Source organism: Streptomyces sp. NPDC003393 (assembly GCF_053589015.1).
This window is the reverse complement of sequence record NZ_JBSFRB010000003.1, coordinates 292,159-315,201: the sequence shown is the minus strand read 5'-3', so window position 1 is coordinate 315,201 and position 23,043 is coordinate 292,159. Positions and strand designations below refer to the sequence as shown.

Sequence of the window (23,043 nt, the reverse complement as noted above, 5' to 3'; positions counted from 1 at the left end):
GAGCGCTACGCTGTGGCGCCGACGTGGCAACAGTGCGCCAGGACAACTGGACAGCGGCACACGAGGAATGGGGCGGGCAACGGCCATGATGGGACCAGCACACTCACTGTCGGGCGCGGCGGCCTGGCTCGGCGTAGGAGCCGCGGCCGCGGCGGCCGGACACCCGATGCCCTGGCCGGTTCTGCTGTGCGGCGCCCTGATCTGCGCCGGGGCGGCGCTCGCGCCGGACCTCGACCACAAGGCCGCCACCATCTCGCGCGCCTTCGGACCTTTGTCGCGCTGGCTCTGCGAGATCGTCGACAAGCTGTCCGCCGCCGTCTACAAGGCGACGCGCAAGAAGGGCGACCCGCGCCGCTCCGGTGGCCATCGGACACTGACGCACACGTGGCTGTGGGCGGCGCTGATCGGTGCGGGCGCCTCGGCGGCGGCGATCACCGGGGGCCGCTGGGCGGTGCTGGCGATCCTCTTCGCGCACATGGTGCTGGCCATCGAAGGCCTGCTGTGGCGCGCGGCCCGCGGCTCCAGCAGCGACATCCTGGTGTGGCTGCTGGCCGCGACCAGCGCCTGGATCCTCGCCGGGATCCTGGATCAGCCGGGCAAGGGCTCCGACTGGCTGTTCAGCGCTCCGGGCCAGGAGTACATGTGGCTGGGGCTGCCGATCGTGCTGGGCGCACTGGTGCACGACATAGGGGACGCGCTGACCGTCTCGGGCTGCCCGATCCTGTGGCCGATACCGGTCGGCCGCAAGCGCTGGTACCCGCTCGGCCCGCCGAAGGCGATCCGCTTCCGGGCGGGCAGCTGGGTCGAGCTCAAGGTGCTGATGCCGGCGTTCATGGTCCTGGGCGGGGTGGGCTGCGCCGGCGCACTGAACTTCATCTGAGGCGCGCGCCCGGCGCGCCGCGGCCCACCCTAGGGCGCCCGGTCACCGCCCTGCGCGGCGTCTTCGCCGTAGCGCCGTGCGAACCGGGCGATGCGGCCCTCGGAGTCCACCGTGCGGGCCTTGCCCGTGTAGAACGGGTGGCTCTCCGAGGAGATCTCCACATCCACCACCGGGTAGGTCTGCCCGTCGTCCCAGTCGATCGTCTGGTCGCTGGTCGCGGTCGACCGGGTGAGGAAGGCGTATCCGGCGGCCCGGTCGCGGAAGACGACGGGGCGGTAGTCGGGGTGCTTGTCCTGCTGCATGCGTACTCCTCGTGCGGCGGGGACGGGGGACCGGGCCGAGTCGGCGCCGACCGGGCGGCGGTTTCAGCCCGGCAGGGTGTCCTCGTCGACGACGTGCACAGCGGCCTCCTCGGCAGAGGCCGCCGCGCCGTCGATGCCCACGTCCGTGGCGACCAGCGCGCTCTCCTCGTCCTCGTGCGCGCCTTCGTCGGGTGCGACGAGACGGCCGGAGCGTGCCGCGCCGACCTCGTTGTCCAGGACCTCCCCGTCGGAATCTTCCCAGTCGCCGATGCCGTCGCTGTCCGGGACGGCCAGATCGGGCAGCTCCTCGGCCAGGCGCTGGTCCAGCGTCTCGCCCTGCCGGCGCTCCGCCGCGGTCACACCGGTGTGCTCCACGGCCCATGGCCGCTCCGGAGGGGACCAGCCACGGTCCAGGGGATCGTCGACACCGTCGTACTCCAGCGTGTCCTCCGAGTCGAGCACTCCCGTGTCTTCCTTGACCTCGGAGTCCTCATCGGGCTGGTAGACGTCGTCTCCCCATCCGTCGGCGTTGTCCACGGATACCTCCAGGTGGTGGGGACGGGCCCGTTCTCACCGCGGCCGACGGCCGGCCGCCGGTGCGCGGGGCACGGCTGTCACCCGGCACGAACCGGACGGTTCCCGGGCGCTCCCCGAGCCGCTGCCGCTTTCCAGCCTTCCACCCCTGTTCGGGACCGCGCAACGGCACGGCAGCCGCATTCCGCCGGCACACCATCCGGCGACGCAGCGGCACCCGGCATCGCGCCCAGTATCCGGCCCGTCACCGGAGCCGAAGCCGCGGACGCGGCCGGCGCCGACGCGGCGACCGGCTTGCGGCGCGGCCCTGGCCCGGCGGCCGACCCCAGTGCCTGCACGCGGGCGACCCCCATCTGCCCGCGCGGGGCGGCGACCCGCGCTTACGTCGCCGCCCCCCGCGCGCATACGGCCCTCGCCCGGCTGGGGCGGTGCGTCGCCTGCTCAGCCGTGCCAGGAGCGCCACAGGGCCGCGTACGCGCCGTCGGCCGCGACGAGCTCGTCATGACTGCCCAGTTCGCTGATGCGGCCGCTCTCGACGACGGCGATCACGTCGGCGTCGTGGGCGGTGTGCAGCCGGTGGGCGATGGCCACGACCGTGCGCCCGTCGAGGACCCTGGCCAGGGACCGCTCCAGGTGCCGGGCCGCCCGCGGGTCAAGGAGCGAGGTCGCCTCGTCCAGGACCAGCGTGTGCGGGTCGGCCAGGACCAGGCGGGCCAGCGCGATCTGCTGCGCCTGGGCCGGTGTGAGGGCGAGGCCGCCGGAGCCGACCTCCGTGTCCAGGCCGTCGGCCAGGGCACGGGCCCAGGCGTCGGCGTCGACGGCGCCCAGCGCGGCCCACAGTTCGGCGTCGGCCGCGTCGGAGCGCGCGAGCAGGAGGTTGTCGCGCAGGGAGCCGACGAAGACGTGGTGCTCCTGGTTCACGAGGGCGACATGGGAGCGCACCGCCTCGGCGGGCATCCGCGACAGTTCGGCACCGCCGAGGGTGATCCGGCCGTCGCGTGGAGCGTAGATCCCCGCGAGCAGCCGGCCCAGCGTGGACTTGCCGGCACCCGAGGGACCCACCAGAGCCAGCCGGGTGCCCGGTGCCACCCGCAGGGACACCTCGCGCAGCACGTCGACGCCCTCCCGGTAGCCGAAGTGCACCCGGTCCGCGTCGACGTCCCTGCCGTCCGGGGCCAGCGAATCGTCCCCCGCCTCCGGCTCGATGTCGCGGACACCGACCAGCCGGGCCAGCGACACCTGCGCCACCTGCAACTCGTCGTACCAGCGCAGGATCAGCCCGACCGGGTCGACGAGCATCTGCGCGATCAGCGCACCCGTGGTGAGCTGTCCGACCCCGACCCAGCCCTGGAGCACGAACACGCCACCGACCATCAGGACCGAGGCGAGCACGGTCACATGCGTGACGTTGACGACCGGGAACAGTACCGAGCGCAGCCACAGCGTGTAGCGCTCCCACGCCGTCCACTCCTTGATCCGGCGCTCCGACAGGCGGATCCGCCGGTCGCCGAGCCGGTGCGCCTCCACGGTGCGCCCGGCGTCGACCGTCTCGGCGAGCGCGGCGGCCACGGCGGCGTAACCCGCCGCCTCCGACCGGTACGCGGACGGCGCCCGCCGGAAGTACCAGCGACAGCCGATCACCAGCAGCGGCAGCGCCAGCAGCACGGCGGCGGCGAGCGGGGGCGCCGTGACCACCAGCCCCGCCAACAGCAGTGCCGCCCAGACCAGGCCGATCGCCAGCTGCGGAACGGCCTCGCGCATCGCGTTGCCGAGCCGGTCGATGTCCGTGGTGATGCGGGACAGCAGGTCACCGGTGCCCGCCCGCTCCAGCACGCCCGGCGGCAGCCCGACCGACCGGATGAGGAAGTCCTCGCGCAGATCGGCCAGCATCCGCTCACCGAGCATCGCGCCGCGCAGCCGGACCTCGCGGACGAACACGGCCTGTACGAGCAGAGCCAGCACGAAGAGCGAGGCGGTGAGCCCCAGACGGAGCTCCCGCGCGTCGTCCGAGACCCGCTCGACCAGGCCGCCCAGCAGCCAGGGTCCCGCCATGGAGGCGAGCACGGCGACGGTGTTCACGGTGACGAGGAGCAGGAAGGCCCGGCGGTGCCGGCGCAGCAGTTCCAGGACGTAGGCACGTACGGTGGCCGGGGCGCCGACGGGCAGGGTGGTCGCCGTCGTCGGCGCCGCCGGGTCGTATGCCGGTGGGGCGACGCCCATCATGCGCTTTCCTCGATCTCTTCCAGGGCACCCCGCAGGGCTGCCTCGTCCTCGAGCAGGTCCCGCTCCGCGCCCCGCGGGGCGGAGCCGCCCGCCCGTGGACGCCGCGCGTCGCGGGCCGGTGTTCCGTCGCCGCCGAGCACCTCGTGCACGGCGCGCTCCTCGTCCGTCTCGCGGGTCACCACCGCGCGGTACAGCGGCTCGGTGCGCACCAGGTCACGGTGCACGCCGACGGCCACAGCCGTCCCCTCGTGGACGAGCACCACCCGGTCGGCGTGGTCCAGGAGCAGCGGCGAGGAGGTGAGGACCACGGTGGTGCGTCCGCTCCGCAGGGCGCGCAGTCCCTCCGCGATCCGCGCCTCGGTGTGGGAGTCGACGGCCGAGGTCGGCTCGTCCAGGACGAGCACCTCCGGGTCGGTGATCAGGGACCGGGCCAGAGCCAGACGCTGGCGCTGGCCGCCGGACAGCGACCTGCCGCGCTCGGTGATCCGGACGTCCATCGGATCGCCGGCCACCGGCGACGCCTGGGCCAGCGCGTCCAGAACGTCGGCGCACTGGGCCGCCGCCAGTGCCGCATCGACGGAGACACCACCGCGGGAGGGGACATCGAGCAGGTCACGCAGCGAACCGGAGAGCAGCACCGGGTCCTTGTCCTGGACCAGGACGGCCGTGCGGGCCGTGTCGAGCGGCAGATCGTCCAGCGGTACGCCGCCCAGCAGCACCGAGGCTCCCGCCTCGGGCTCGGCCGGGTGGCCGCCCAGCCGGTCCGCGAGACGTCCCGCCGCGTCCGGGTCCCCGCACACCACGGCGGTCAGGAGGCCGGCGGGCACCCGCAGACCGGTCACCGGGTCGTACAGGTCGCCGGAGAGCGCAGGGTCGCCGGGGAGGGCGGACACGGGTGCGGCGGCCGGCGGCGAGGAGACCTCCGTGGTTCGCTCCAGCGACAGCACCCGTGCGGCTCGTCTGGCCGACGGGCGGGAGAAGGAGTACGCCATGGCGATCTCCTCGAAGTGCCGCAGCGGATACGTGAGCACCATCACGGAGCTGTAGACCGTGACGAGTTCTCCCACGGTGATCCGCCCGGTCCGGGCCAGATGCACGCCGTACCAGATGACGGCGATCAGCAGCAGGCCCGGCAGCAGGACCTGGATGGCGGAGATCAGGGACCACATCCGGGCACTGCGGACGGCCGCCTGCCGCACCTCCTGGGAGGCACGGCGATAGCGGTCCAGGAACAGCTCCTCGCCGCCGATGCCGCGCAGCACCCGCAGACCGGCGACGGTGTCGGAGGCCAGCTCGGTGGCGCGCCCCGCCTTCTCGCGTTGCAGGTCGGCGCGCCGGGTCGCGCGGGGCAACAGCGGCAGCACCGCGAGCGCCAGCGCGGGCAGTCCCGCGGCGACGACCACGCCGAGCGCCGGCTGGTAGACGAGGAGGGCGACACAGACGAGCACGATGGTGACCGCCGCCGCCGTGAACCGGGACACCGCCTCCACGAACCAGCCGATCTTCTCGACGTCGCCGGTGGAGACGGCCACCACCTCGCCGGCCGCCACCCGCCGGGTCAGGGCCGAGCCCAAGTGGGCGGCCTTGCGGGCCAGCAGCTGCTGCACCCGCGCGGCCGCCGTGATCCAGTTGGTGACGGCGGCGCGGTGCAGGAAGGTGTCACCGAGCGCGTTGCCGGCGCAGGCCAGCACCAGCAGTCCGCCGGTCAGGGCGAGTCGCGTGCCGGAGCGGTCGACGACCGCCTGGACGGCGAGGCCGACGCAGAACGGCAGTGCGGAGACCGAGGCGAAGTGGAGCAGCCCCCAGGCCAGTGCCTTCAGCTGCCCGCCGAGCTGGTTCCGTCCCAGCCACCACAGGAATCGGGGACCCGAGCGTGCGTCCGGCACACCCGGGTCGGGATACGGAAGGTCTTGAATCTGCATGACGTCCCAGTGGCTCGTGTCAGGGGCGAAGAGGCCGTGGAGGGCGGCGACAAGTCGTGACAGCGTCGCTGCGCCCAGTCGCGAAAAGCAAGCGGTTTTCCGCGCGGTGGGACGGGATCGCGTGCCTCCGGGCGTACTGCGTGCGCCGGTGCGCCTGCTGTGGTTCCGGGCCGACCGACATGCCCGTACATGGCGGAGAGAGACGGATAAGGCTATTTGGACCAATGCTGAGTAGATCACCCGTATTGTGATGGCCACCATGGGTTCATGCGAAGCGGTGGTGCAAGGCGTGCGATGGCCGCGGGTGTGTCCTGCGGTCTCCTTCTGACGACCCTGGCCGCGTGCGGTGGTGAGCGGACCGAGAGCCGCCACGCGGACGTGCCGAGGCCCGGCGGCCCCTCGGGGACCGCCCGTCCCGTCCCGTCCGTGCGGCCGACCCCGGCCCAGGTCCCCGGCATCGGCGAACAGCTGTGGCAGCAGGTGCCCGTGGGTACTCGTCAGGTCGTGACGGTCTACGGGGAGGACGAGGACTCCCCGGACTCCACACTTGTCCTCTACGAGAAGCGCGGGTCCACCTGGCACCTCATTCGCAGTTGGCCGGCGCACAACGGCAAGCGGGGCTGGACGACGAACCACCACGAGGGTGACGAACGCACTCCCGTGGGCGTGTTCACGCTGTCCGACGCGGGCGGCATCCTCGACGACCCGGGTTCCCTCCTGCCGTACACCCAGGACGAGGAAGCCTTCCAGACCCCGTACTACTGGGACGAGGCGCACTGGCACGACTTCGACTACGTCATCGCCATCGACTACAACCGCCTGCCGGGCACCCGCCCCGACGACCCGACCCGCCCCCTGGGCCAGAAGAAGGGCGGGGGTATCTGGCTGCATCTGGACCACGGCGACGGCACGTTGGGCTGTGTCAGCGTTCCGGAGTCCGCGATGAGGTATCTGCTGCGCCGGCTCGACCCGCAGGACACGCCGATCGTGGTGATGGGGGACAGGGCCAACCTGCGGGCGTAGTCACCGGTCCGCTGCCCCACCATGCGATCGGCGCGCCGGCGCGGCCGCATGCCGACGCGCCGGCGCTCCGACGTGAGGTCATCGGGGTAGCCCACCTACATGAGTTGGACCGAAGCGGACGCGAGCCCGGTGGATCAGCAGCCGCGTCCCCGCGCCGGTGCCGCGCCCACCAGTGTGTCCAGCAGCCCACCGAGCGCCTCGCGCTGTTCACCCGTCAGCGGGGCCAGGATCTCCGCCGCCGCGGCCCGGCGCGCGCTGCGCAGCTCTCGAAGGGCGGTGCGCCCGTCGTCGGTGAGCTCGACACGGATCACCCGGCGGTTGACCGGGTCGGGAACCCGGTGCACCTTGCCGCTCGCCTCCAGCGCGTCCACGAGCGTGGTCACCGCGCGGGGCACGACCTCCAGGGACGCGGCGAGGTCCGCCATGCGCGGCGGCTCACCGAAGTGCGCGAGGGTGCGCAGCAGCCGGGACTGGGCAGGTGTGATGCCCAGGGCGTGTTCCTCCAGATGACGCTTCTGGATGCGGTGCACCCGCCGGGTGAGCCGCAGCAACTGCTCGGCGAGGAGGCCGTCGGGGTCGGGGATGGTCATGCGGGAACACTATCAGGACCAGATTCATTATGAGCATAGGTAACAATGAGCTAGGATCCGTAAGTCGTCGCCGGCCGCATGCCAGGGCAGGCGCCCGCCCACCCGTAGGAGCCCATGCATCCCGACCGCCAACCCACCTGGACCCCGCCCCTCGACGCCAAGGACCAGCCTCGGCAGGTCCGCCGCATCCTGCGGCTGTTCCGCCCCTACCGCGCCCGGCTCGCCGTCGTCGGCCTTCTGGTCGGCGCCGCCTCGCTGGTCTCCGTCGCCACACCCTTCCTGCTCAAGGAGATCCTCGACGTCGCGATCCCGCAGAGCCGCACCGGACTGCTGAGCCTGCTTGCTGCGGGCATGATCCTGAGCGCCGTCCTGACCAGCGTCTTCGGGGTCCTGCAGACCCTGATCTCCACGACCGTCGGCCAGCGCGTCATGCACGACCTGCGGACCGCCGTCTACGGCCGCCTGCAGCGCATGTCGCTCGCCTTCTTCACCCGCACCCGCACCGGCGAGGTGCAGTCGCGCATCGCCAACGACATCGGCGGCATGCAGGCCACCGTGACCTCCACCGCCACCTCGCTGGTCTCCAACCTGACCAGCGTGGTCGCCACCATCGTCGCGATGGTGGCCCTCGACTGGCGGCTGACCGTCGTGTCGCTGCTGCTGCTCCCGGTGTTCGTGTGGATCAGCCGCCGGGTCGGCAACGAGCGCAAGAAGATCACCACCCAGCGCCAGAAGCAGATGGCCGCGATGGCCGCGACGGTCACCGAGTCGCTCTCGGTCAGTGGCATTCTGCTCGGTCGCACCATGGGCCGCGCCGACTCGCTGACCTCCTCCTTCGCCGAAGAGTCCGAACGCCTGGTCGATCTCGAGGTCCGGTCGAACATGGCCGGACGCTGGCGCATGGCCGTCATCACCGTCGTCATGGCCGCCATGCCGGCCGTCATCTACTGGACCGCGGGCATGGCGCTCCAGTTCGGCGGCCCGAAGGTCTCCATCGGCACCATCGTCGCCTTCGTCTCGCTCCAGCAGGGACTGTTCCGGCCGACCGTGAGCCTGCTGTCGACCGGCGTCCAGATCCAGACCTCGCTGGCGCTCTTCCAGCGCATCTTCGAGTACCTGGACCTGCCGATCGACATCACCGAGCGCGAGCGGCCGGTCCGCCTCGATCGCGTCAAGGGAGAGGTCCGTTTCGAGAACGTCGTCTTCGGTTACGACGACAAGGGCGGCCCCGTCCTCGACGGCATCGACGTCACGGTCCCGGCGGGCAGCAGCCTCGCGATCGTCGGTCCCACCGGCGCGGGCAAGTCCACCCTCGGCTACCTGGTGCCGCGGCTGTACGACGTGACCGGCGGCCGCGTCACCCTGGACGGGGTCGACGTGCGCGACCTCGACTTCGACACCCTCGCCCGCGCGGTCGGCGTCGTCTCGCAGGAGACGTACCTCTTCCACGCCTCGGTCGCCGAGAACCTGCGGTTCGCCAAGCCGGACGCCACCGACGACGAACTCCGGGCCGCGGCGAAGGCTGCCCAGATCCACGACCACATCGCGGCCCTGCCCGACGGTTACGACACCGTCGTGGGCGAGCGCGGCCACCGCTTCTCCGGCGGCGAGAAGCAGCGCCTGGCGATCGCCCGGACCATCCTGCGCGACCCACCGGTCCTTCTCCTCGACGAGGCCACCAGCGCCCTGGACACCCGTACGGAGGCCGCCGTGCAGGAGGCCATCGACGCGCTGTCCGCCGACCGGACCACGCTCACCATCGCGCACCGCCTGTCGACCGTCCGCGAGGCCGACCAGATCGTGGTCCTCGACTCCGGGCGCGTGGCCGAACGCGGCACCCACGAGGAACTGCTCGAACTCGACGGGCGCTACGCGGCGCTGGTCCGCCGGGACGCCCGGCCGGCGCCTGCGGACGCGGACGCCTGACGGACCCACGAGTCAGGACGCCCGACCCGTACCCGCGAGCAGGGGTGCCCGAACGGAGCCGTCCGGCCGACGTAACCGACCGGTGCTCCGCAGCCCGGGAGTTCGGAGTTTCCGCCGGCCTCAGGCCTTCGAGACGCCCGCCTCAGGCGCGCAGCGCTCGGGCCTTCGAGACACGCGCGTCAGCGCAGTGCTCGGACCTTCGAGACGCCCCCGTCACGCGGCAGCGGCCGGCTCCCCGGCCGCGAGCAGGCGCCGGATGTCCCGTACAGCCGCGCGTCCGGCCCGGTTGGCGCCGATGGTGCTCGCCGACGGCCCGTAGCCGACCAGATGGATCCGGGGATCGGCGACCGCCCTGGTCCCCTCGACGCGGATGCCGCCCCCCGGCTCGCGCAGCCCGAGCGGAGTCAGATGCCCGAGCGCGGCCCGGAACCCGGTCGCCCAGAGGATGACGTCGGCCGATACGCGCTGCCCGTCGTCCCACTCCACCCCGTCCGGTGTGATCCGGTCGAACATCGGCCGGCGGTCCAGCACCCCGTCCTTCAACCCCTGCCGGACGGCGTCGTTCAGCGGCAGTCCGGTGACCGAGACGACACTGCGGGGCGGCAGCCCCTGCCGCACCCGTTCCTCGACCAGCGCGACCGCGGCCCGACCCACGTTCTCGTCGAAGGGACCCTCGCGGAAGACCGGCGGGCGGCGAGTCACCCAGGTGGTGGCGGCCGCGTACGGGGCGATCTCCAGCAGGTGCTGCGTGCCGGACGCGCCGCCGCCGACCACGATCACCCGCTGCCCGGCGAACTCCTCCGGACCGGCGTACTGGGCGGTGTGCAACTGCCGCCCGCGGAAGCTCTCCTGGCCCGGATACCTCGGCCAGAACGGCCGGTCCCAGGTGCCGGTCGCGTTGATCACGGCGCGCGTGGACCACACGCTGTCCGAGGTCTCCACGAGCAGCCGTCCCGCGCTGCCCTCCCGTACGGCCCGCACGTCCACCGGGCGCCGCACCCGCAGGTCGAAGGCGCGCTCGTAGGCGGCGAAGTACTCGGTGACGACCTCCGACGACGGCCGCGCGGGATCGGCGTCCGTCAACTCCATGCCCGGCAGCGCGTGCATCCCGTGCACCTTGCCGTAGGTGAGCGACGGCCACCGGAACTGCCAGGCGCCGCCCGGACCGGGGGAGTGGTCCAGCACCACGAAGTCACGGTCCGGCTCGAACCCGGTGCGCCGCAGGTGATACGCGCTCGACAGCCCGGCCTGACCGGCGCCTACGACGACCACCTCGATCTCGCGTGTACTGTCCACGCCAGCCCTCAACCATGCCGGGTACGGGGATCTTCCCGCGATCAAGGAAGATGGGTGCATGTCACATGCCTTCACCACCCGAGTGCTGAACGTCACCTCCGGCTCACGGGAGAGGGTCGTCGACCTCACCCGCGACTGCGAGGCGTTCCTGCGCGAGACCGCCGACGGCCGTGACGGCCTGCTGAACCTGTTCGTGCCGCACGCGACCGCCGGGATCGCGCTCATCGAGACCGGCGCCGGCAGCGACGACGACCTCCTCGCCGCCCTGCACACCCTCCTGCCCGCCGACGACCGCTGGCAGCACCGCCACGGCAGCCCCGGCCACGGCCGCGACCACGTCCTGCCCGCCATCGTCCCGCCCCACGCGACCATCCCGGTCCTCGGCGGCCGGCCGGCCCTGGGCACGTGGCAGTCGGTGTGCCTGGTGGACACCAACAAGGACAACCCCGACCGTCAGGTGCGGCTCAGCTTCCTGGGCTGACCGGGCTCGGCCGCCCGCCACCGGGGTCCGGGTTCCGGGTCAGTGGGCGGGGTCCTCGGATGGGGGCGCGGAGACGAGACCGCGCAGCATCGGGTCGAGGGCGGCGAGCAGTCCCTTCGTCAGCGTGCCGGTCGAGCCGTCGGGGCGGCCGTACCAGCGGTAGAGGGCGTCGAGGCAGAGATCGCGCACGGCGTTGCCGGCGTGCTCGGGGGCGACCCGTTCGCGAAACTCGCCGCTCCGCATGCCCGTAGCCGCGATCCGGGCGAACAGGTCGGCGAGGTAGGGCTCTTCGACCAGCGGGTGTCCCGCGCGGACCCAGGCCAGGAGCAGGGCGCCGGTCTCCTTCCGGTGCTCCTCGCGCCACAGAGGTCTGCCGGCGCATCGTCGAGGACGCCAGCGCCCACACGCACCGCGCCGCCGCGCCCCGGGCACCGGACGGGCCGGCCCTGCCGGACCAGATGGATCCGCGGACCGCCGCGCCGCGCCCAGCCGTATCCCCGTCGCCCTGACAGCGGCCGGCGGGCTCCCGAGGCCCGTCGTCCGTGCCCGCCTTTCGGCCGACTGCGAAACGAGAGATGCTGGTGTGACGTCGCCCGCGGACGAGCGAACAAAAGCGGAGCGGAGCGCATCTCACGCTTCGCGAGGCCCACCTCATGCTCATACGGCCCTCAGCGCGACGGGTGCCGCCGCGCGTTCCGAAAGGAGATCGGGCGATGCATCTCTCGTCGTACCGGGACAGCAGAAGCGTGACGGCAGCCCGGAGAAGCGCGACCGCTCCCCGGCGGCTGCGCGGCCGGGGGAGGACCGCCCGCAGGGCGAGGGGCGCCGCCGCTGTGGCGGCGGTGGTCCTGGCCGGCTGCGGCGCGGGCACCGGGACCCCCAAGGCGACCCCGCACACCAGCAGCCCCGGCGTGTCCCTGGCCCCGCCCACCGCGTCCACCGCCTCCGGTCCTCCGAAGCCGACGCACACCTCGCTCTCCCCGGGCCTGCCCGCCACCACGACCGCCCAGGCGTGCACCAACACGTCCGAGCTGACCGGGTGGTCGGACCGCCGGCTGGCCATGCTGACCGTCGCCGTCCCGGTGTCGGAGACCTCGGTGGCCGACGCCACCGCCGAGGTGAAGGCCGGTGCGGGCGGGGTGCTGCTCTTCGGTAGCAAGGCGCCCGCCGACCTCGGCGCCCGGCTGACGACCCTGAAGTCCCATGTGCCCGGCAACCTCGGCCTGCTGGTGATGACCGACGAGGAGGGCGGCGGCATCCAGCGCATGGCCAACCTCGTCGGCGACCTGCCCTGGGCCGCGTACATGGGCGCGCACTGGACCCCCGCCCAGATCCAGCAGAACGTCACGAAGGTCGCGACCAGGATGGCGGCCGCCCAGGTGAACATGAACCTCGCGCCCGTGGTCGACGTCGACGGCAGGAACGAGGCGCCCAGCAAGACCAACCCCGACGGATGGCGGTCCTTCAGCGGCGACACCTCGGTGGTCTCCAAGGCCGGTGTGGCGTACATGAACGGCATGCGCGCCGGGAACGTGATACCCGTCGTCAAGCACTTCCCGGGCATCGGCGGCTCCACCTACAACTCCGACTTCGGCCCCGCCCGCACCCTGCCCTGGTCCACCCTGCAGAAGCTGGCCATCCCGCCCTTCAAGGCGGCCATCCAGGCCGGTGCCCCCGCCGTCATGGTCGCCAACAACACCGTGCCCGGCCTCGGCACCAACCCGGCGAGCCTGTCACCCAGCGTCATCGGCGAACTGCGTGGCAGCCTGGGGTTCAAGGGGCTGGTGCTCACCGACTCGCTCAGCGCCAAGGCGATCTCGGCCGCCGGCTTCAGCGTTCCCGCCGCCGCCGTCCAGGCCCTGCGCTCCGGCGCCGACATGGTCCTGTTCGATCTGACGGGAGACGTCGGCTCCCAGACGTCCGCGATCGCGACGGCGATCACCAAAGCGGTGGACGGTGGACAGCTCTCCCGCGACCGCCTCGTCGACGCGGCGGGGCACGTCCTGGCCGTCCGGCACGTGAACCTCTGCTCCTGAACGAACCAACCCCGCTCCGGGCCCGCAGGGCCGACCGGCAGGGCAGCCCCGTTCGACGGGGCGGCCCGCGCGACGCGGCGCGGCCTGGAACAGGGGCGTCCGGGTACCCGCAGGGAAGGACGGGGCCGCTCAGGTGAGGAGGTGCGAGTGGCGTGGAGACACCTTCCGGGGGTCGCGGCATGCACCGCACCCAGCTGCCACCGCTCCTGGGCGGCGACGACCTGGACCGCCTCCAGGCCGGACTGCAGCGGCTGGCCCACGCGCACGGCCGTATGCGCTCCCTCCTGGACGCGGTGGTCGCCATCAGCAGTGCCCTGGAACTCGACGCCGTGCTGCACACCATCACCGAGTCGGCGCGGCGGCTGATCGACGCGCGCTACGCCGCCATCGGGGTCCTCGGTGAGGACGGCAAGTTCTCCGAACTGATCACCTCCGGATTCGGCGCCGACCAGTTCCGCAAGGACAACGGTGAGGAGTTGCCGCACGGCACCGGACTCCTGGGTGAGCTCGTCCGTGACCCCGGTCCGCTGCGGGTGGACGACCTGTCGGCACACCCCCGCGCCGTGGGTTTCCCCGAGGGCCACCCCGTCATGACCAGCCTCCTCGGGGCGCCCATCTCGGTGCGCCGCACCGTCTACGGCAACCTCTACCTCGCCGACAAGCACGGCGGCGCCTTCACCGACGACGACGAGGAGATCGTCACCGCCCTGGCCAGCGCGGCCGGCGTGGCCATCGAGCACGCACGTCTCTACGAGCGGCTGCGCCAGGCCACCGAGGAGTTCCAGCGCCGCCTCCTGCCCGAACTGCCCAGGCTGCCCGGCCTGGAGCTCCAGGCCCGCTACCAGCCCTCCACCCAGGCCCCCAGGATCGGCGGGGACTGGTACGACCTCATCCGCCTCCCGGACAGCGTCCCCTGCCTGATGGTCGGAGACGTCATGGGCCACGGCCTGGAAGCCGCCACCCTCATGAGTGAGATCAGCAACGCCCTGCGCGTGATCGCCTACGAGGAGCGGGAGCCCCCCAGCCGGATCCTCCACCACCTCGACGAGATCCTCCACGACCTCTACGGGGGGCCCATGGCCACCGTCCTCGTCGCCCGCCTCGAGGCACCCGCCGCCGACAGCAGCCGCGCGCTGCGCTGGGCCAGCGCGGGCCATCTGCCACCCCTCCTGGCCACCGCCGAACACCAGGCCCGCTACCTCGACACCGACACCGTCGGTCACCCTCTCGGTGTCGACCTCGGGCTCAAGCGCCCCGACCACGAACTGACACTCCCACCCGGCTCGACACTGCTCCTGCACACCGACGGACTGGTCGAACAGCGCGACCACTCCCTCGACGTCGGCATGAACCACGCCACCCACCTCGCGGCCGGCTACGCGACACGGCCGCTCGCCGACCTGTGTGACGCGCTGCTCGACCAGGGCGGCGGGATGTTCCCGGACGACGTCGCCCTGCTCGCCGCCCGCCTCGCCCACTGAGAGGACCCGAACGGGGCCGGAGGGACCGGGTGCGACCGGGGGCGATCACGGTGGGGGATCGACGTTCGGGGCGATGGCGAGGACGGCGACGTCGTCATGGAAGTGGCGGGTGTGGCGGGGAAGGTCCGTGTTGAGGAAGTCGACGACGTCGGCGGGGCCCGGCGCGGGCCGGCCGGCGAAACGGTGCCGGAGCCGGTCGAGCAGGGGGTAGAAGGAGCCGGTGGCGTCGCCGACCTCGCCGGGCCGGTAGAGGGCGGCCGCGAGAAGATGCCCGATCCGGTGCGGCACGGGCCGCAGCAGGGTGCGCATCAGCGCCTCGGCCACCGAGTTGTGCACCAGCGACCGCTCCTGGCGCCGGCGGTGGGCAGCGAGCGCGGCGCCGAGGAGGCCGACGAGCGCCGTGGCGATGTAGGCGGCGACGTGGTGGTCCTCCCACAGGTGGAGGTGGACGCCGGCGATGACGCCCTCCAGCACGATGGCGACGACCGTGAGAGCCAGGACCGGGCCGGGGCCCAGGGTGTAGGCGGCGAGGGTGGGCAGCGCGATCAGCAGGAAGCTGGTCGCCCAGTGCGAGGGCAGCAGAAGGCCGAGGACGACGACGAACACGATGTAGGCGGCCGGCAGCCACCGCATCCAGGCCGGCGGCGTCGGCACCTCGAAGCCGTTGGGCGCCTGGGTCGCCACCACCTGGGCGGTGCCACCGGACACGGCGTCGGGGCGCCTCACCCGCATCTCTCGGTCGCCTTCGCCCTGCGTCGGCCTCGGTGCCCATGGGACGAACGTAGGCGCGCATCGCCCGCCGGGCCACTCGGCCGGCTCGGCCCGACCACACCCGGGCGTGCACCGCGCGGAACCCCCTGCGGCGTGACGCAGGGTCGGCGCGTTCACGGCCGGCCCACCCTCCGGGCAGCGCCCGCACTCCTCGATCGGAACAGGGCCGATCGGCCCTGTCCACCGGCCCCCTTTTCCGGGAAGGTGAGGTGTGGAACGCGATACCGTGGCAAGGAGTGACTGACTCATGGCGGACCGCGAGCAGGCCGGCCCCGACACCCCGGTTCGGGTCTTTCTCCTCGACGATCACGAGGTGGTACGGCGCGGGGTGCACGACCTGCTGAACGACGAACCGGACATGGAGGTGGTCGGCGAGGCCGCCACCGCCGAGCAGGCGCTGGTGCGGGTGCCGGCGCTGCGTCCGGACGTCGCGGTGCTGGACGTCCGGCTGCCCGACGGCGACGGTGTGACGGTCTGCCGTGAGCTGCGCTCCCGTCTGCCCGAGCTGGCCTGTCTGATGCTGACCTCGTTCGACGACGAGGAGGCGCTGCTGGACTCGATCATGGCAGGCGCGTCGGGGTATGTGCTGAAGCAGATCCAGGGCTCCGACCTGGTCTCGGCGGTGCGCACGGTGGCCCGCGGCCAGTCGCTGCTCGACCCCAGTGCCACGACGAAGCTGATGGCCCGGCTGCGGGGAGATCGGCAGCAACAGGAGGAGCCGGATGTACTGCCCGGTCTGACCGAGAGGGAGCGGGAGATCCTCGACCTGATCGGTGAGGGCCTGACCAACCGCCAGATCGGCCGGCGGCTGTACCTGGCGGAGAAGACGGTGAAGAACCACATCTCCCGGCTGCTGGCCAAGCTCGGCGTCGAGCGGCGCGTCCAGGCCGCGGTCATCGCCACTCAGGCCCGCGACCGGCTGCGCGGCCAAAGCCCCTGACCTCCCGGCGGGCCGAGCCCGGACGCCCGGGCTGGGAACGCGTCGGCCGACCAGGGGACAGCCGGGGCCGTGGCCTCAAGGGGTGCGCCTCGACCGTGCGCGCCGCACCAGCAGGGGGCCGAAAGGCCCGGTCCCGGGTCCGAGTGGCCTTTGCCGGAGCCCGCCTCGTGGCGGGACGCCGGCGGTGAGAGCGCGTCGAGCGCAGGAGGTGGGGACATGCTGTCGCCCGTCGTCGTAGGAGTCGATGGTTCCGCGGAGAGTCTCGCCGCGACCGATTGGGCCGCCCGTGAGGCCGAGCGCAGCGGCCGTGACCTGCGGCTGTGCCACGCCTGCAACGGGCGCCCGAGCCAGGCGCGCGACGCACGGGACGAGGCCGCCCGGCAGGCCCCGGCCCGGCGAGCGCTGAGCCGGGCCCGAGAGCGGGCGCGGGCCCGCTGCCCCGGTCTGCGGCTGGAGGAGGAGCAGGTCGGGGGACCGGCGACGGCTGCGCTGCTGAAGGCCTCGCAGCGGGCCGGGCTGCTGGTGCTGGGCTCACGCGGCCTGAGCGGCTTCACCGGGTTCCTGGTCGGTTCCGTCGCGCTCGGCACCGTGGCGCGGGCGGCCTGCCCGGTCGTCCTCGTACGGGCCGGCGAGGGGGCTGGGGACGAGCACCTCCCGGCGGCCGACGGCAGTGGCTCGCACCGTGCCGGCTACGGGGACGTGGTGCTCGGCCTGGACGTCGCCGCCCCGTGCGACGAGGTGATCGCGTTCGCCTTCGAGGAGGCCCGCCTGCGCCATGCCCGGCTGCGCGCCGTGTACGCCTGGCAGCAGCCGTCCGCCGTGGGTCTCGGGCCCGGCGACATCGCGCTGGTGGGCGACCCGTTGCGGGCCGAGGAGTGGCAGGGCTTCCTGTCGGCCGTGCTCCGGGTGTGGCGGGACAAGCATCCCGAGGTGGAGGTCGTGGAGACGGTCGTCCGGGAGAAGCCCTCGACCGCGCTGGTGCGGGCCTCTTCCGGGGCGAGCCTGCTCGTCGTCGGCCGCCGCCCCGCCGAGTCCCCGACGGGCGCGCGTATCGGCCCCGTCACCCACGCCGCCGTCCGTCACGTCGGCTGCCCCGTGGCGGTCGTCCCCCATGGGTGACGGATGCGGCCGGGAGCACGGCGCGAAGAGGGATGTACGGGGGCGTCACGGCCGCGGCGGGCGGGCTCGGTCGCGACGACGGCTCTCGGATCCGCGCGGCGAACGGAGCGCCGTGGTGTCGGTGCGTACCGGGTGCCCCGCTCTCCTGTCCCGGACGGGGGATCGGGAGCCGCAGACACGGGCGCACCCGGTCGCCTTCCCAGAAGATCATGGTGCCCGGCGGCGCCGACAGGGCCCAATGGCCCTGTCCGACAGGGCCGAACGGCTGGTCCGCGCGTCCTCGCCCCGACGCGGGCGCCGGGCGGCGTCACCGGGTACGGCCTGCCCCGGTCACGGGCCGCGCGGCGCCCGGCCATGACATCACCCCACCGGCTGCGCCCGCCGGTCGGGTCCTCGGCTGGTACGACAACGAGTGGGACCGCACGACCCGGCTGCTCGACCTCACCGAGTACGTCGCCACCGGGCTCCCCGGAACGGGCGGAGACCGGTCACGCCCTGTGCGAAGAGTGACCAGAGCGAGGAGAGGAGAGCAGTGGAGATTGTCGCCTACGGTGTCTTCCGGGACGAGGAGCCGCTGTTGCGCCGGGCGTTCGAGCAGGAGTTCGGCGGCCGTCATGAGCTGCGGTGCCTGGGGCTGTTCCTGAACCGGGACACCGTCCCGACGGCGGGCGGCCACCCGGTCGTGCTCAGCAGCGTCAACGACACCCTCGACGGCGAGGTCCTGCGCTCGCTGACGAAGGGTGGCACGAGGATGATCGCCCAGCGGTCCACCGGCTACAACAACATCGACCTGACCGCGGCCGCCGAGCTGGGGCTGACCGTGGCGCGGGTGTCCTCCTACTCGCCGTACGCGGTCGCCGAGTTCGCGTGGACGCTCGCGCTCGCCGTCGACCGGCGCATCGTGCGTGCCGCGCAGCGCACCCGGGACTTCGACTTCCGGCTCGACGGGCTGATGGGCCGCGAACTGCGGGGGCGTACGGCCGGGGTGGTGGGCACCGGAAAGATCGGGACGGCGTTCGCCCGGATCGCGCACGGTTTCGGCATGCGGCTGCTGGGCTGGGACGCCACCGGGAATGCCGAGTGCCTGGCCCTGGGCATGGAGTACGTCGAGCGGGACCGCCTGTTCGCCGAGGCCGACGTGGTCAGCCTGCACGTGCCACTGCTGCCGGACACCCATCACCTGGTGGACGCGCGCGCCCTGGCGCTGATGAAGGACGACGCGATCCTGGTCAACTCCAGCCGGGGCGGCCTGGTGGACACCGACGCCCTGCTGGAGACGCTTCGCGCGGGGCGGCTGAACGGTGTCGGCCTCGACGTGTACGAGGAGGAGGCCGGTGTGTTCTTCCTGGACAAGTCGCTGGAGGTGATGACCGACGAACGCCTGGCACGGCTGATGACCTTCAACAACGTCCTGGTCACCTCGCACCAGGCGTACTTCACCAGGGACGCGGTGGGGCAGATCGCCGAGACCAGCGCGCGCAACGTCGCGGACTGGTTCGCCGGCCGGACCGGTGACAACACGCTCGTCGGGCACGAACTCGGTCCAGGGGCCGGCGCACGTTCGTGACAGGGGCAACGGGGGATGGGCCCCTGCGGCCGACGGGGCCGGAGGCGTCGGTTGCCGGCCTGAAGCGGCGGTCAGTCAGTCCCCGGAAGGCGTCCCGGACGCCGAATGTCCGGCGTCGGGCAGCACGGTCAGCAGCATGACGCTGGGTTCGGCGGCCCGCACGCTGTGCGGGAGCCGCGCGGGCAGATGGATCCAGCTCCCGGGCCGTGCCTCGGTCTTCTCCTCGCCGAGAACCAGTTCCAGGCGGCCCCGGACGACCTGGATCACCACGGGCCGGGCCGAGGTGTGCTCCGTCAGTTCCTGTCCGGCGGCGAAGGCGAACCCGACCACCCGCAGGCGGTCGTCGCGGTACAGGACGCGGCTGAGCGTGCCGTCCTCGGGCACGGCCAGCTCGGCGGCCAGATCGGTGATCACGGTGGCGGACATGCGGGCACTCCTCAGGACTGGGACGTGGTGGACAGGGCGACCGGACCGATGCCCCCCAGCTCCCGTCCGGTGACCATCTCCGGCTCGATCCGGACGAGGACCTCCCCCCGATGCGGCATCCAGGAGTCGGGGCCGGCCTTGGACAACCGTTCCTGTTCGGCCGGGTCCGTGACCACGGTGGCCCGTCCGGTGATCACCACACTCCATCCGGAACGCGTCGCGGCGTCGAACGCGTCCGCCTCGAAGGCGACGACCACGCCGTCGATGGCGCGTACGAGATCCGAGCCCGGGGAGGTGCGCAGCAGCACGGAGGCGTCGGTGTCCAGGGAGAAGTTGACCGGGAGGACCGCGGGCAGCGCCTGCCGCGTGTACACCACGCGGCCGACCGGCACCTTGGCCAGCAGGTGCAGGCACTCCTGCCGGTCGAGTGCGCGAAAACCGTCGTCGTGGAGCATTCCTCCATACTCCGCGCGGCCGCCGCGACGGGATAGGGCCGGTCGGCCCTGACCCGCGCCGCCCTGGACCGGTCACGTCCTTGAGTTTTCGATCCAGGTGCCGTCCGCCCGCCGCGGGGACTCATGGCCCAGGCGACGTCAGCCTCACTGCGACGGCCGGTTCGCCTCCGTCTGGACGGCCTGCAGGTCGGCAAGCAGTTCGGCCTGCCCGGCGAGCACGCCGGAGAGGATGGTGCGGGCGACCCTGAGCAGCTCGGCGATGTGCGGGCTGGTCAGGGAGTAATAGACGGTGGACCCTTCCTTGCGGCTCACCACCAGGTTCGCCCGGCGCAGCACCGCGAGCTGCTGCGAGAGATGCGCCGGCTCGATCCCCACCTCCGGGAGCATCTCCGCCACCGCGTGTTCGCGCACACTCAGCAGCTCCAGCACCCGGATGCGGGCCGGGTGGCCGAGGGTCTTGAAGAACTCGGCCTTCAGCTGGTACAGCGGCGTACTCATCGCGCCGTGGCCTCCCCGGTACAGCCGCCCGGTCGCACCGACCGGTCTCCGACGCCTCGCACCCACCCATGTGTCAACACCATGGGTCCCATCCTCGCCTGCGCCGTCGCCCGGACCGAATCGGGGCAGGCACCTTGCCCCGCTCCGCCGTCGTCACGCCTGTTCATGTTGTCACTCCTGTTCACACGGCCGCTCCCGCGACGATGGGCACCTGTTCACAGCGGGAGAGTGATCCAGATGCTCTTGCCGTTGCCGTCGGCGTCGCCCCGGACGACCGCGGTGCCGCCGAGGCCGAGGGTGAGCTCCATGACGGTCGCCAGGCCGCGAGTCGCCTGCCCTGCGTCGGCGCCGGTGACCGCTCCGCACAACGGCGGCTGGTACGGATGCCGATCGTGCACCGCGAAGGCGAGGCAGTCGGCTCCCACCGCGTAGATCACGGTCACTTCGGGGGAGAGCACCGCGGCGTGCCGGACGCTGTTGGTGACCAGCTCGCTCAGGATCAGCAGGGCCGGTCCGACCGTGGGGTGGCCCGGGTTCACCCCCCACTCGGCCAGAGCCTGCTCGGCGGTCTGCCGGGCCAGCCGTACCGCGGACGGATGCGTCTGCACGGTCAGGACGTGCCGGTGGGGCAGGGCCTCCAAGGCGCGCATCAGGCCTCCACCCGGGTGGCAGCGAGCGGAGACACCAGCACGCCCGCGCCCTTCAGGTAGGTGCGCGCAGCCTCGATCGCCTCGGGCGTAGTGGCGTACTCGCGTCCCTCCCGGCGCAGCAGTTCCAGCGCGCCGACGGAGTCCAGTACCCGCCGGTGGCCGGTACGTATCCCGGAGGTCATCACAGCGATCCCGCGCCGGTTCAGCTTCTCCACCGCGTCCTTGAGGACCAGGGCGCCGGTGGCGTCGACTGTGGTCACACGGGACATGCGCAGGATCACCACGCGCACGTCGGCGACCTCGGCCAGCTCCAGCAGGAAGCGGTGGGCGGCGGCGAAGAACAGGGGCCCGTCGATGCGGTAGGCCACGATGTGCTCGGCGAGCAGGGCGTGCTCCTCGGCGCTGTGGTCGCCCCGGTCGAGCGGGACCTGGTCCAGGCGGGCCTGCTTGGCCACGGCCCGCAGTGCCAGGGCGCCCGCCACCACCAGCCCGATGATCACGGCGTACACGAGGTCGAGCGCGAGCGTCGCGACGGCGGTGAGGACGAGGATCAGGGCGTCGGAGCGGGTCGCCCGGGCCATCGCCCTGATCGAGCCCACCTCGACCATGCGGACCGCGGTGGCCAGCAGCACCCCGGCCAGCGCGGCGAGCGGAATACGGGAGACCAGGGGCGCCGCCGCGAAGACGATCACGGCGAGGACCGCGGCATGGGTGAGGGAGGCCAGCCGCGAGCCGGCGCCGGTACGGACGTTGACCGCGGTCCGTGCGATCGCGCCGGTGGCCGGGACGCCGCCGAACAGCGGGGCGGCGATGTTGGCCAGTCCTTGGCCGAACAGCTCCCGGTCGGGGTCGTGTCTCTGCCCGACCGTCATGCCGTCGGCCACGGACGCCGACAGCAGCGACTCCAGGGCAGCCAGCGCCGCCACCGCGACCGCCGGCGCCGCCATCGAGCCCAGGGCGCCCGGATCCAGGAAGTCCAGGGAGGGGGCGGGCAGGCCGGACGGCAGATCGCCGATCGGCGTGGCCGCGTCCAGCCCGACGACCTGCGCGACGACGGTGGCCGCGATCACCGCGACGATGGAGAAGGGGACTGTGGGCCGCAGACGGGCGCCGACAAGCATGACGGCGGCGACCGTCAGGGCGAGACCGACGGCGGTCCAGTTCGGGTGCTGCGCGGCCTCCCGCACGGCACGCCAGGCCACGACCAGCACGCGGTCGCCCTCGGGCTTGGGCACGCCCAGCGCGTTGGGGATCTGCTGCAACCCGATCACGCAGGCGATGCCCAGCGTGAAGCCCTCGACGACCGGCGCCGGCACGTAGCGCATGTACTTCCCGGCCCTCAGCACGGCGAGCGCGACCAACATCACGCCCGCCATGAGCCCGACGGTCAGCACCCCGCCCGGACCGTACTCGGCGACGATGGGCACCAGCACCACCGTCATCGCGCCGGTGGGCCCGGACACCTGGAGACGGGAGCCGCCGAACACCGCCGCGACCGCCCCGGCGACCACCGCGGTCGCCAGGCCCGACTCGGCGCCCAGCCCCGAGGAGACACCGAAACCGAGCGCCAGCGGCAGCGCCACGATCGCGACGGTGAGACCCGCGAGCAGGTCGCGCCGCGGGTTCCGCCGTACGTCCGCCAGGTCGGCGCCACCGGGCAGCAGCGCGGCGAACCGGGTCCCCGCCCGGCCGAGCGACCGCCTCATGATGCGTGGACCCCCGCATCCTGCGGCTCGGCAGGCAGCTCCCGCACCGGAGCCGGCCTGTCCGGGAGCGGTTCCGGGACCCGTATCCGTACGGGATGCCCCGGCATCCGGTGGAACTCGGCCTTGGCCTGGTACAGCGGCACGGACACGGACCCTCTTCTTCGCCGACGGCGCCCCGGTCGGGGCGCGCACAGAAAGCCGGCCCCACGACCATGTG

Annotated in this window: 22 protein-coding genes and 1 pseudogene; 9 read left to right on the top strand and 14 right to left on the bottom strand. The window is 72.9% G+C overall.

Annotated features, from left to right (window positions below; all coding sequences use genetic code 11):
• Positions 1-85 precede the first annotated feature (85 nt).
• The gene (locus ACWDUZ_RS05390; protein ID WP_451630455.1) at positions 86-880 is read left to right on the top strand and encodes a metal-dependent hydrolase; all 795 of its coding nucleotides are present in this window, start codon (positions 86-88) and stop codon (positions 878-880) included.
• 29 nt (positions 881-909) lie between these two features.
• On the opposite strand, the gene ACWDUZ_RS05385 is transcribed toward ACWDUZ_RS05390, so the two are convergent.
• The 4 genes from ACWDUZ_RS05385 to ACWDUZ_RS05370 form a co-directional block, all read right to left on the bottom strand.
• Positions 910-1,182 (bottom strand): type B 50S ribosomal protein L31, encoded by a 273-nt coding sequence (locus ACWDUZ_RS05385; RefSeq protein WP_451630454.1) that lies wholly within the window; start codon positions 1,180-1,182, stop codon positions 910-912.
• 63 nt (positions 1,183-1,245) lie between these two features.
• The gene (locus tag ACWDUZ_RS05380) at positions 1,246-1,719 is read right to left on the bottom strand and encodes a DUF5709 domain-containing protein (protein ID WP_451630453.1); all 474 of its coding nucleotides are present in this window, start codon (positions 1,717-1,719) and stop codon (positions 1,246-1,248) included.
• Positions 1,720-2,157: 438 nt separating this feature from the next.
• Positions 2,158-3,939, bottom strand: coding sequence for an ABC transporter ATP-binding protein (locus ACWDUZ_RS05375; RefSeq protein ID WP_451630452.1), 1,782 nt, complete (start codon positions 3,937-3,939; stop codon positions 2,158-2,160).
• On the bottom strand, positions 3,936-5,861 hold the full coding sequence (locus tag ACWDUZ_RS05370) for an ABC transporter transmembrane domain-containing protein (RefSeq protein ID WP_451630451.1): 1,926 nt from the start codon (positions 5,859-5,861) through the stop codon (positions 3,936-3,938). The genes ACWDUZ_RS05375 and ACWDUZ_RS05370 overlap by 4 nt, the downstream gene beginning before the upstream one ends.
• Before the next feature lie 426 nt (positions 5,862-6,287).
• Between ACWDUZ_RS05370 and ACWDUZ_RS05365 the strand changes: the two genes are divergently transcribed.
• A complete protein-coding gene (locus ACWDUZ_RS05365) occupies positions 6,288-6,884 on the top strand; it encodes a L,D-transpeptidase family protein (protein ID WP_451630450.1) in 597 nt (198 codons plus the stop codon).
• Positions 6,885-7,018: 134 nt separating this feature from the next.
• Here the strand turns inward: ACWDUZ_RS05365 and ACWDUZ_RS05360 are convergent, their stop codons facing one another.
• Entirely contained in the window at positions 7,019-7,474 is a 456-nt protein-coding gene (locus ACWDUZ_RS05360) for a MarR family winged helix-turn-helix transcriptional regulator (RefSeq protein ID WP_451630449.1), read from the bottom strand.
• Between the two features lie 114 nt (positions 7,475-7,588).
• On the opposite strand from ACWDUZ_RS05360, the gene ACWDUZ_RS05355 reads away from it, so the two are divergent.
• A complete protein-coding gene (locus ACWDUZ_RS05355; RefSeq protein WP_451630448.1) occupies positions 7,589-9,400 on the top strand; it encodes an ABC transporter ATP-binding protein in 1,812 nt (603 codons plus the stop codon).
• A 213-nt stretch (positions 9,401-9,613) separates the two neighbouring features.
• Here the strand turns inward: ACWDUZ_RS05355 and ACWDUZ_RS05350 are convergent, their stop codons facing one another.
• Positions 9,614-10,696, bottom strand: a complete 1,083-nt coding sequence (locus ACWDUZ_RS05350; RefSeq protein ID WP_451630447.1) for an NAD(P)-binding domain-containing protein — start codon at positions 10,694-10,696, stop codon at positions 9,614-9,616.
• A 58-nt stretch (positions 10,697-10,754) separates the two neighbouring features.
• On the opposite strand from ACWDUZ_RS05350, the gene ACWDUZ_RS05345 reads away from it, so the two are divergent.
• Positions 10,755-11,177 carry a YjbQ family protein gene (locus tag ACWDUZ_RS05345; RefSeq protein ID WP_451630446.1) on the top strand — a complete coding sequence of 141 codons (423 nt, stop codon included), beginning with the start codon at positions 10,755-10,757 and terminating at the stop codon, positions 11,175-11,177.
• A gap of 39 nt (positions 11,178-11,216) precedes the next feature.
• Here the strand turns inward: ACWDUZ_RS05345 and ACWDUZ_RS05340 are convergent, their stop codons facing one another.
• Entirely contained in the window at positions 11,217-11,609 is a 393-nt protein-coding gene (locus ACWDUZ_RS05340) for a hypothetical protein (protein WP_451630445.1), read from the bottom strand.
• Between the two features lie 281 nt (positions 11,610-11,890).
• Here ACWDUZ_RS05340 and ACWDUZ_RS05335 point away from each other — a divergent pair, with 281 nt between their 5' ends.
• Positions 11,891-13,213, top strand: a complete 1,323-nt coding sequence (locus ACWDUZ_RS05335; protein ID WP_451630444.1) for a glycoside hydrolase family 3 N-terminal domain-containing protein — start codon at positions 11,891-11,893, stop codon at positions 13,211-13,213.
• 152 nt (positions 13,214-13,365) lie between these two features.
• On the top strand, positions 13,366-14,694 hold the full coding sequence (locus ACWDUZ_RS05330; RefSeq protein ID WP_451630443.1) for a PP2C family protein-serine/threonine phosphatase: 1,329 nt from the start codon (positions 13,366-13,368) through the stop codon (positions 14,692-14,694).
• A gap of 45 nt (positions 14,695-14,739) precedes the next feature.
• Here ACWDUZ_RS05330 and ACWDUZ_RS05325 read toward each other — a convergent pair whose 3' ends face one another.
• Entirely contained in the window at positions 14,740-15,426 is a 687-nt protein-coding gene (locus ACWDUZ_RS05325; RefSeq protein WP_451630442.1) for a hypothetical protein, read from the bottom strand.
• A gap of 286 nt (positions 15,427-15,712) precedes the next feature.
• Here ACWDUZ_RS05325 and ACWDUZ_RS05320 point away from each other — a divergent pair, with 286 nt between their 5' ends.
• The 3 genes from ACWDUZ_RS05320 to ACWDUZ_RS05310 all read left to right on the top strand — a co-directional run bounded on the left by ACWDUZ_RS05320 (position 15,713) and on the right by ACWDUZ_RS05310 (position 19,091).
• Entirely contained in the window at positions 15,713-16,405 is a 693-nt protein-coding gene (locus ACWDUZ_RS05320; protein ID WP_451630441.1) for a response regulator, read from the top strand.
• A gap of 216 nt (positions 16,406-16,621) precedes the next feature.
• Complete coding sequence (locus ACWDUZ_RS05315; protein ID WP_451630440.1) at positions 16,622-17,524, top strand: universal stress protein; 903 nt, start codon at positions 16,622-16,624, stop codon at positions 17,522-17,524.
• Between the two features lie 532 nt (positions 17,525-18,056).
• Positions 18,057-19,091, top strand: coding sequence for a 2-hydroxyacid dehydrogenase (locus ACWDUZ_RS05310; protein ID WP_451630439.1), 1,035 nt, complete (start codon positions 18,057-18,059; stop codon positions 19,089-19,091).
• Between the two features lie 75 nt (positions 19,092-19,166).
• Here ACWDUZ_RS05310 and ACWDUZ_RS05305 read toward each other — a convergent pair whose 3' ends face one another.
• The 6 genes and pseudogenes from ACWDUZ_RS05305 to ACWDUZ_RS05280 all read right to left on the bottom strand — a co-directional run.
• Positions 19,167-19,517: a cupin domain-containing protein gene (locus tag ACWDUZ_RS05305; RefSeq protein ID WP_451630438.1), complete on the bottom strand. Its 351-nt coding sequence runs from the start codon at positions 19,515-19,517 to the stop codon at positions 19,167-19,169.
• 11 nt (positions 19,518-19,528) lie between these two features.
• Entirely contained in the window at positions 19,529-19,972 is a 444-nt protein-coding gene (locus ACWDUZ_RS05300) for a pyridoxamine 5'-phosphate oxidase family protein (protein WP_451630437.1), read from the bottom strand.
• Positions 19,973-20,116: 144 nt separating this feature from the next.
• On the bottom strand, positions 20,117-20,470 hold the full coding sequence (locus ACWDUZ_RS05295; protein ID WP_451630436.1) for an ArsR/SmtB family transcription factor: 354 nt from the start codon (positions 20,468-20,470) through the stop codon (positions 20,117-20,119).
• 215 nt (positions 20,471-20,685) lie between these two features.
• Complete coding sequence (locus ACWDUZ_RS05290; RefSeq protein ID WP_451630435.1) at positions 20,686-21,120, bottom strand: ATP-binding protein; 435 nt, start codon at positions 21,118-21,120, stop codon at positions 20,686-20,688.
• A complete protein-coding gene (locus ACWDUZ_RS05285) occupies positions 21,120-22,826 on the bottom strand; it encodes a SulP family inorganic anion transporter (protein ID WP_451630434.1) in 1,707 nt (568 codons plus the stop codon). The genes ACWDUZ_RS05290 and ACWDUZ_RS05285 overlap by 1 nt, the downstream gene beginning before the upstream one ends.
• A 29-nt stretch (positions 22,827-22,855) precedes the next feature.
• Positions 22,856-22,975 (bottom strand): annotated as a pseudogene (locus tag ACWDUZ_RS05280) (transcriptional regulator); the annotation flags it as partial.
• Between the last annotated feature and the right edge of the window lie 68 nt (positions 22,976-23,043).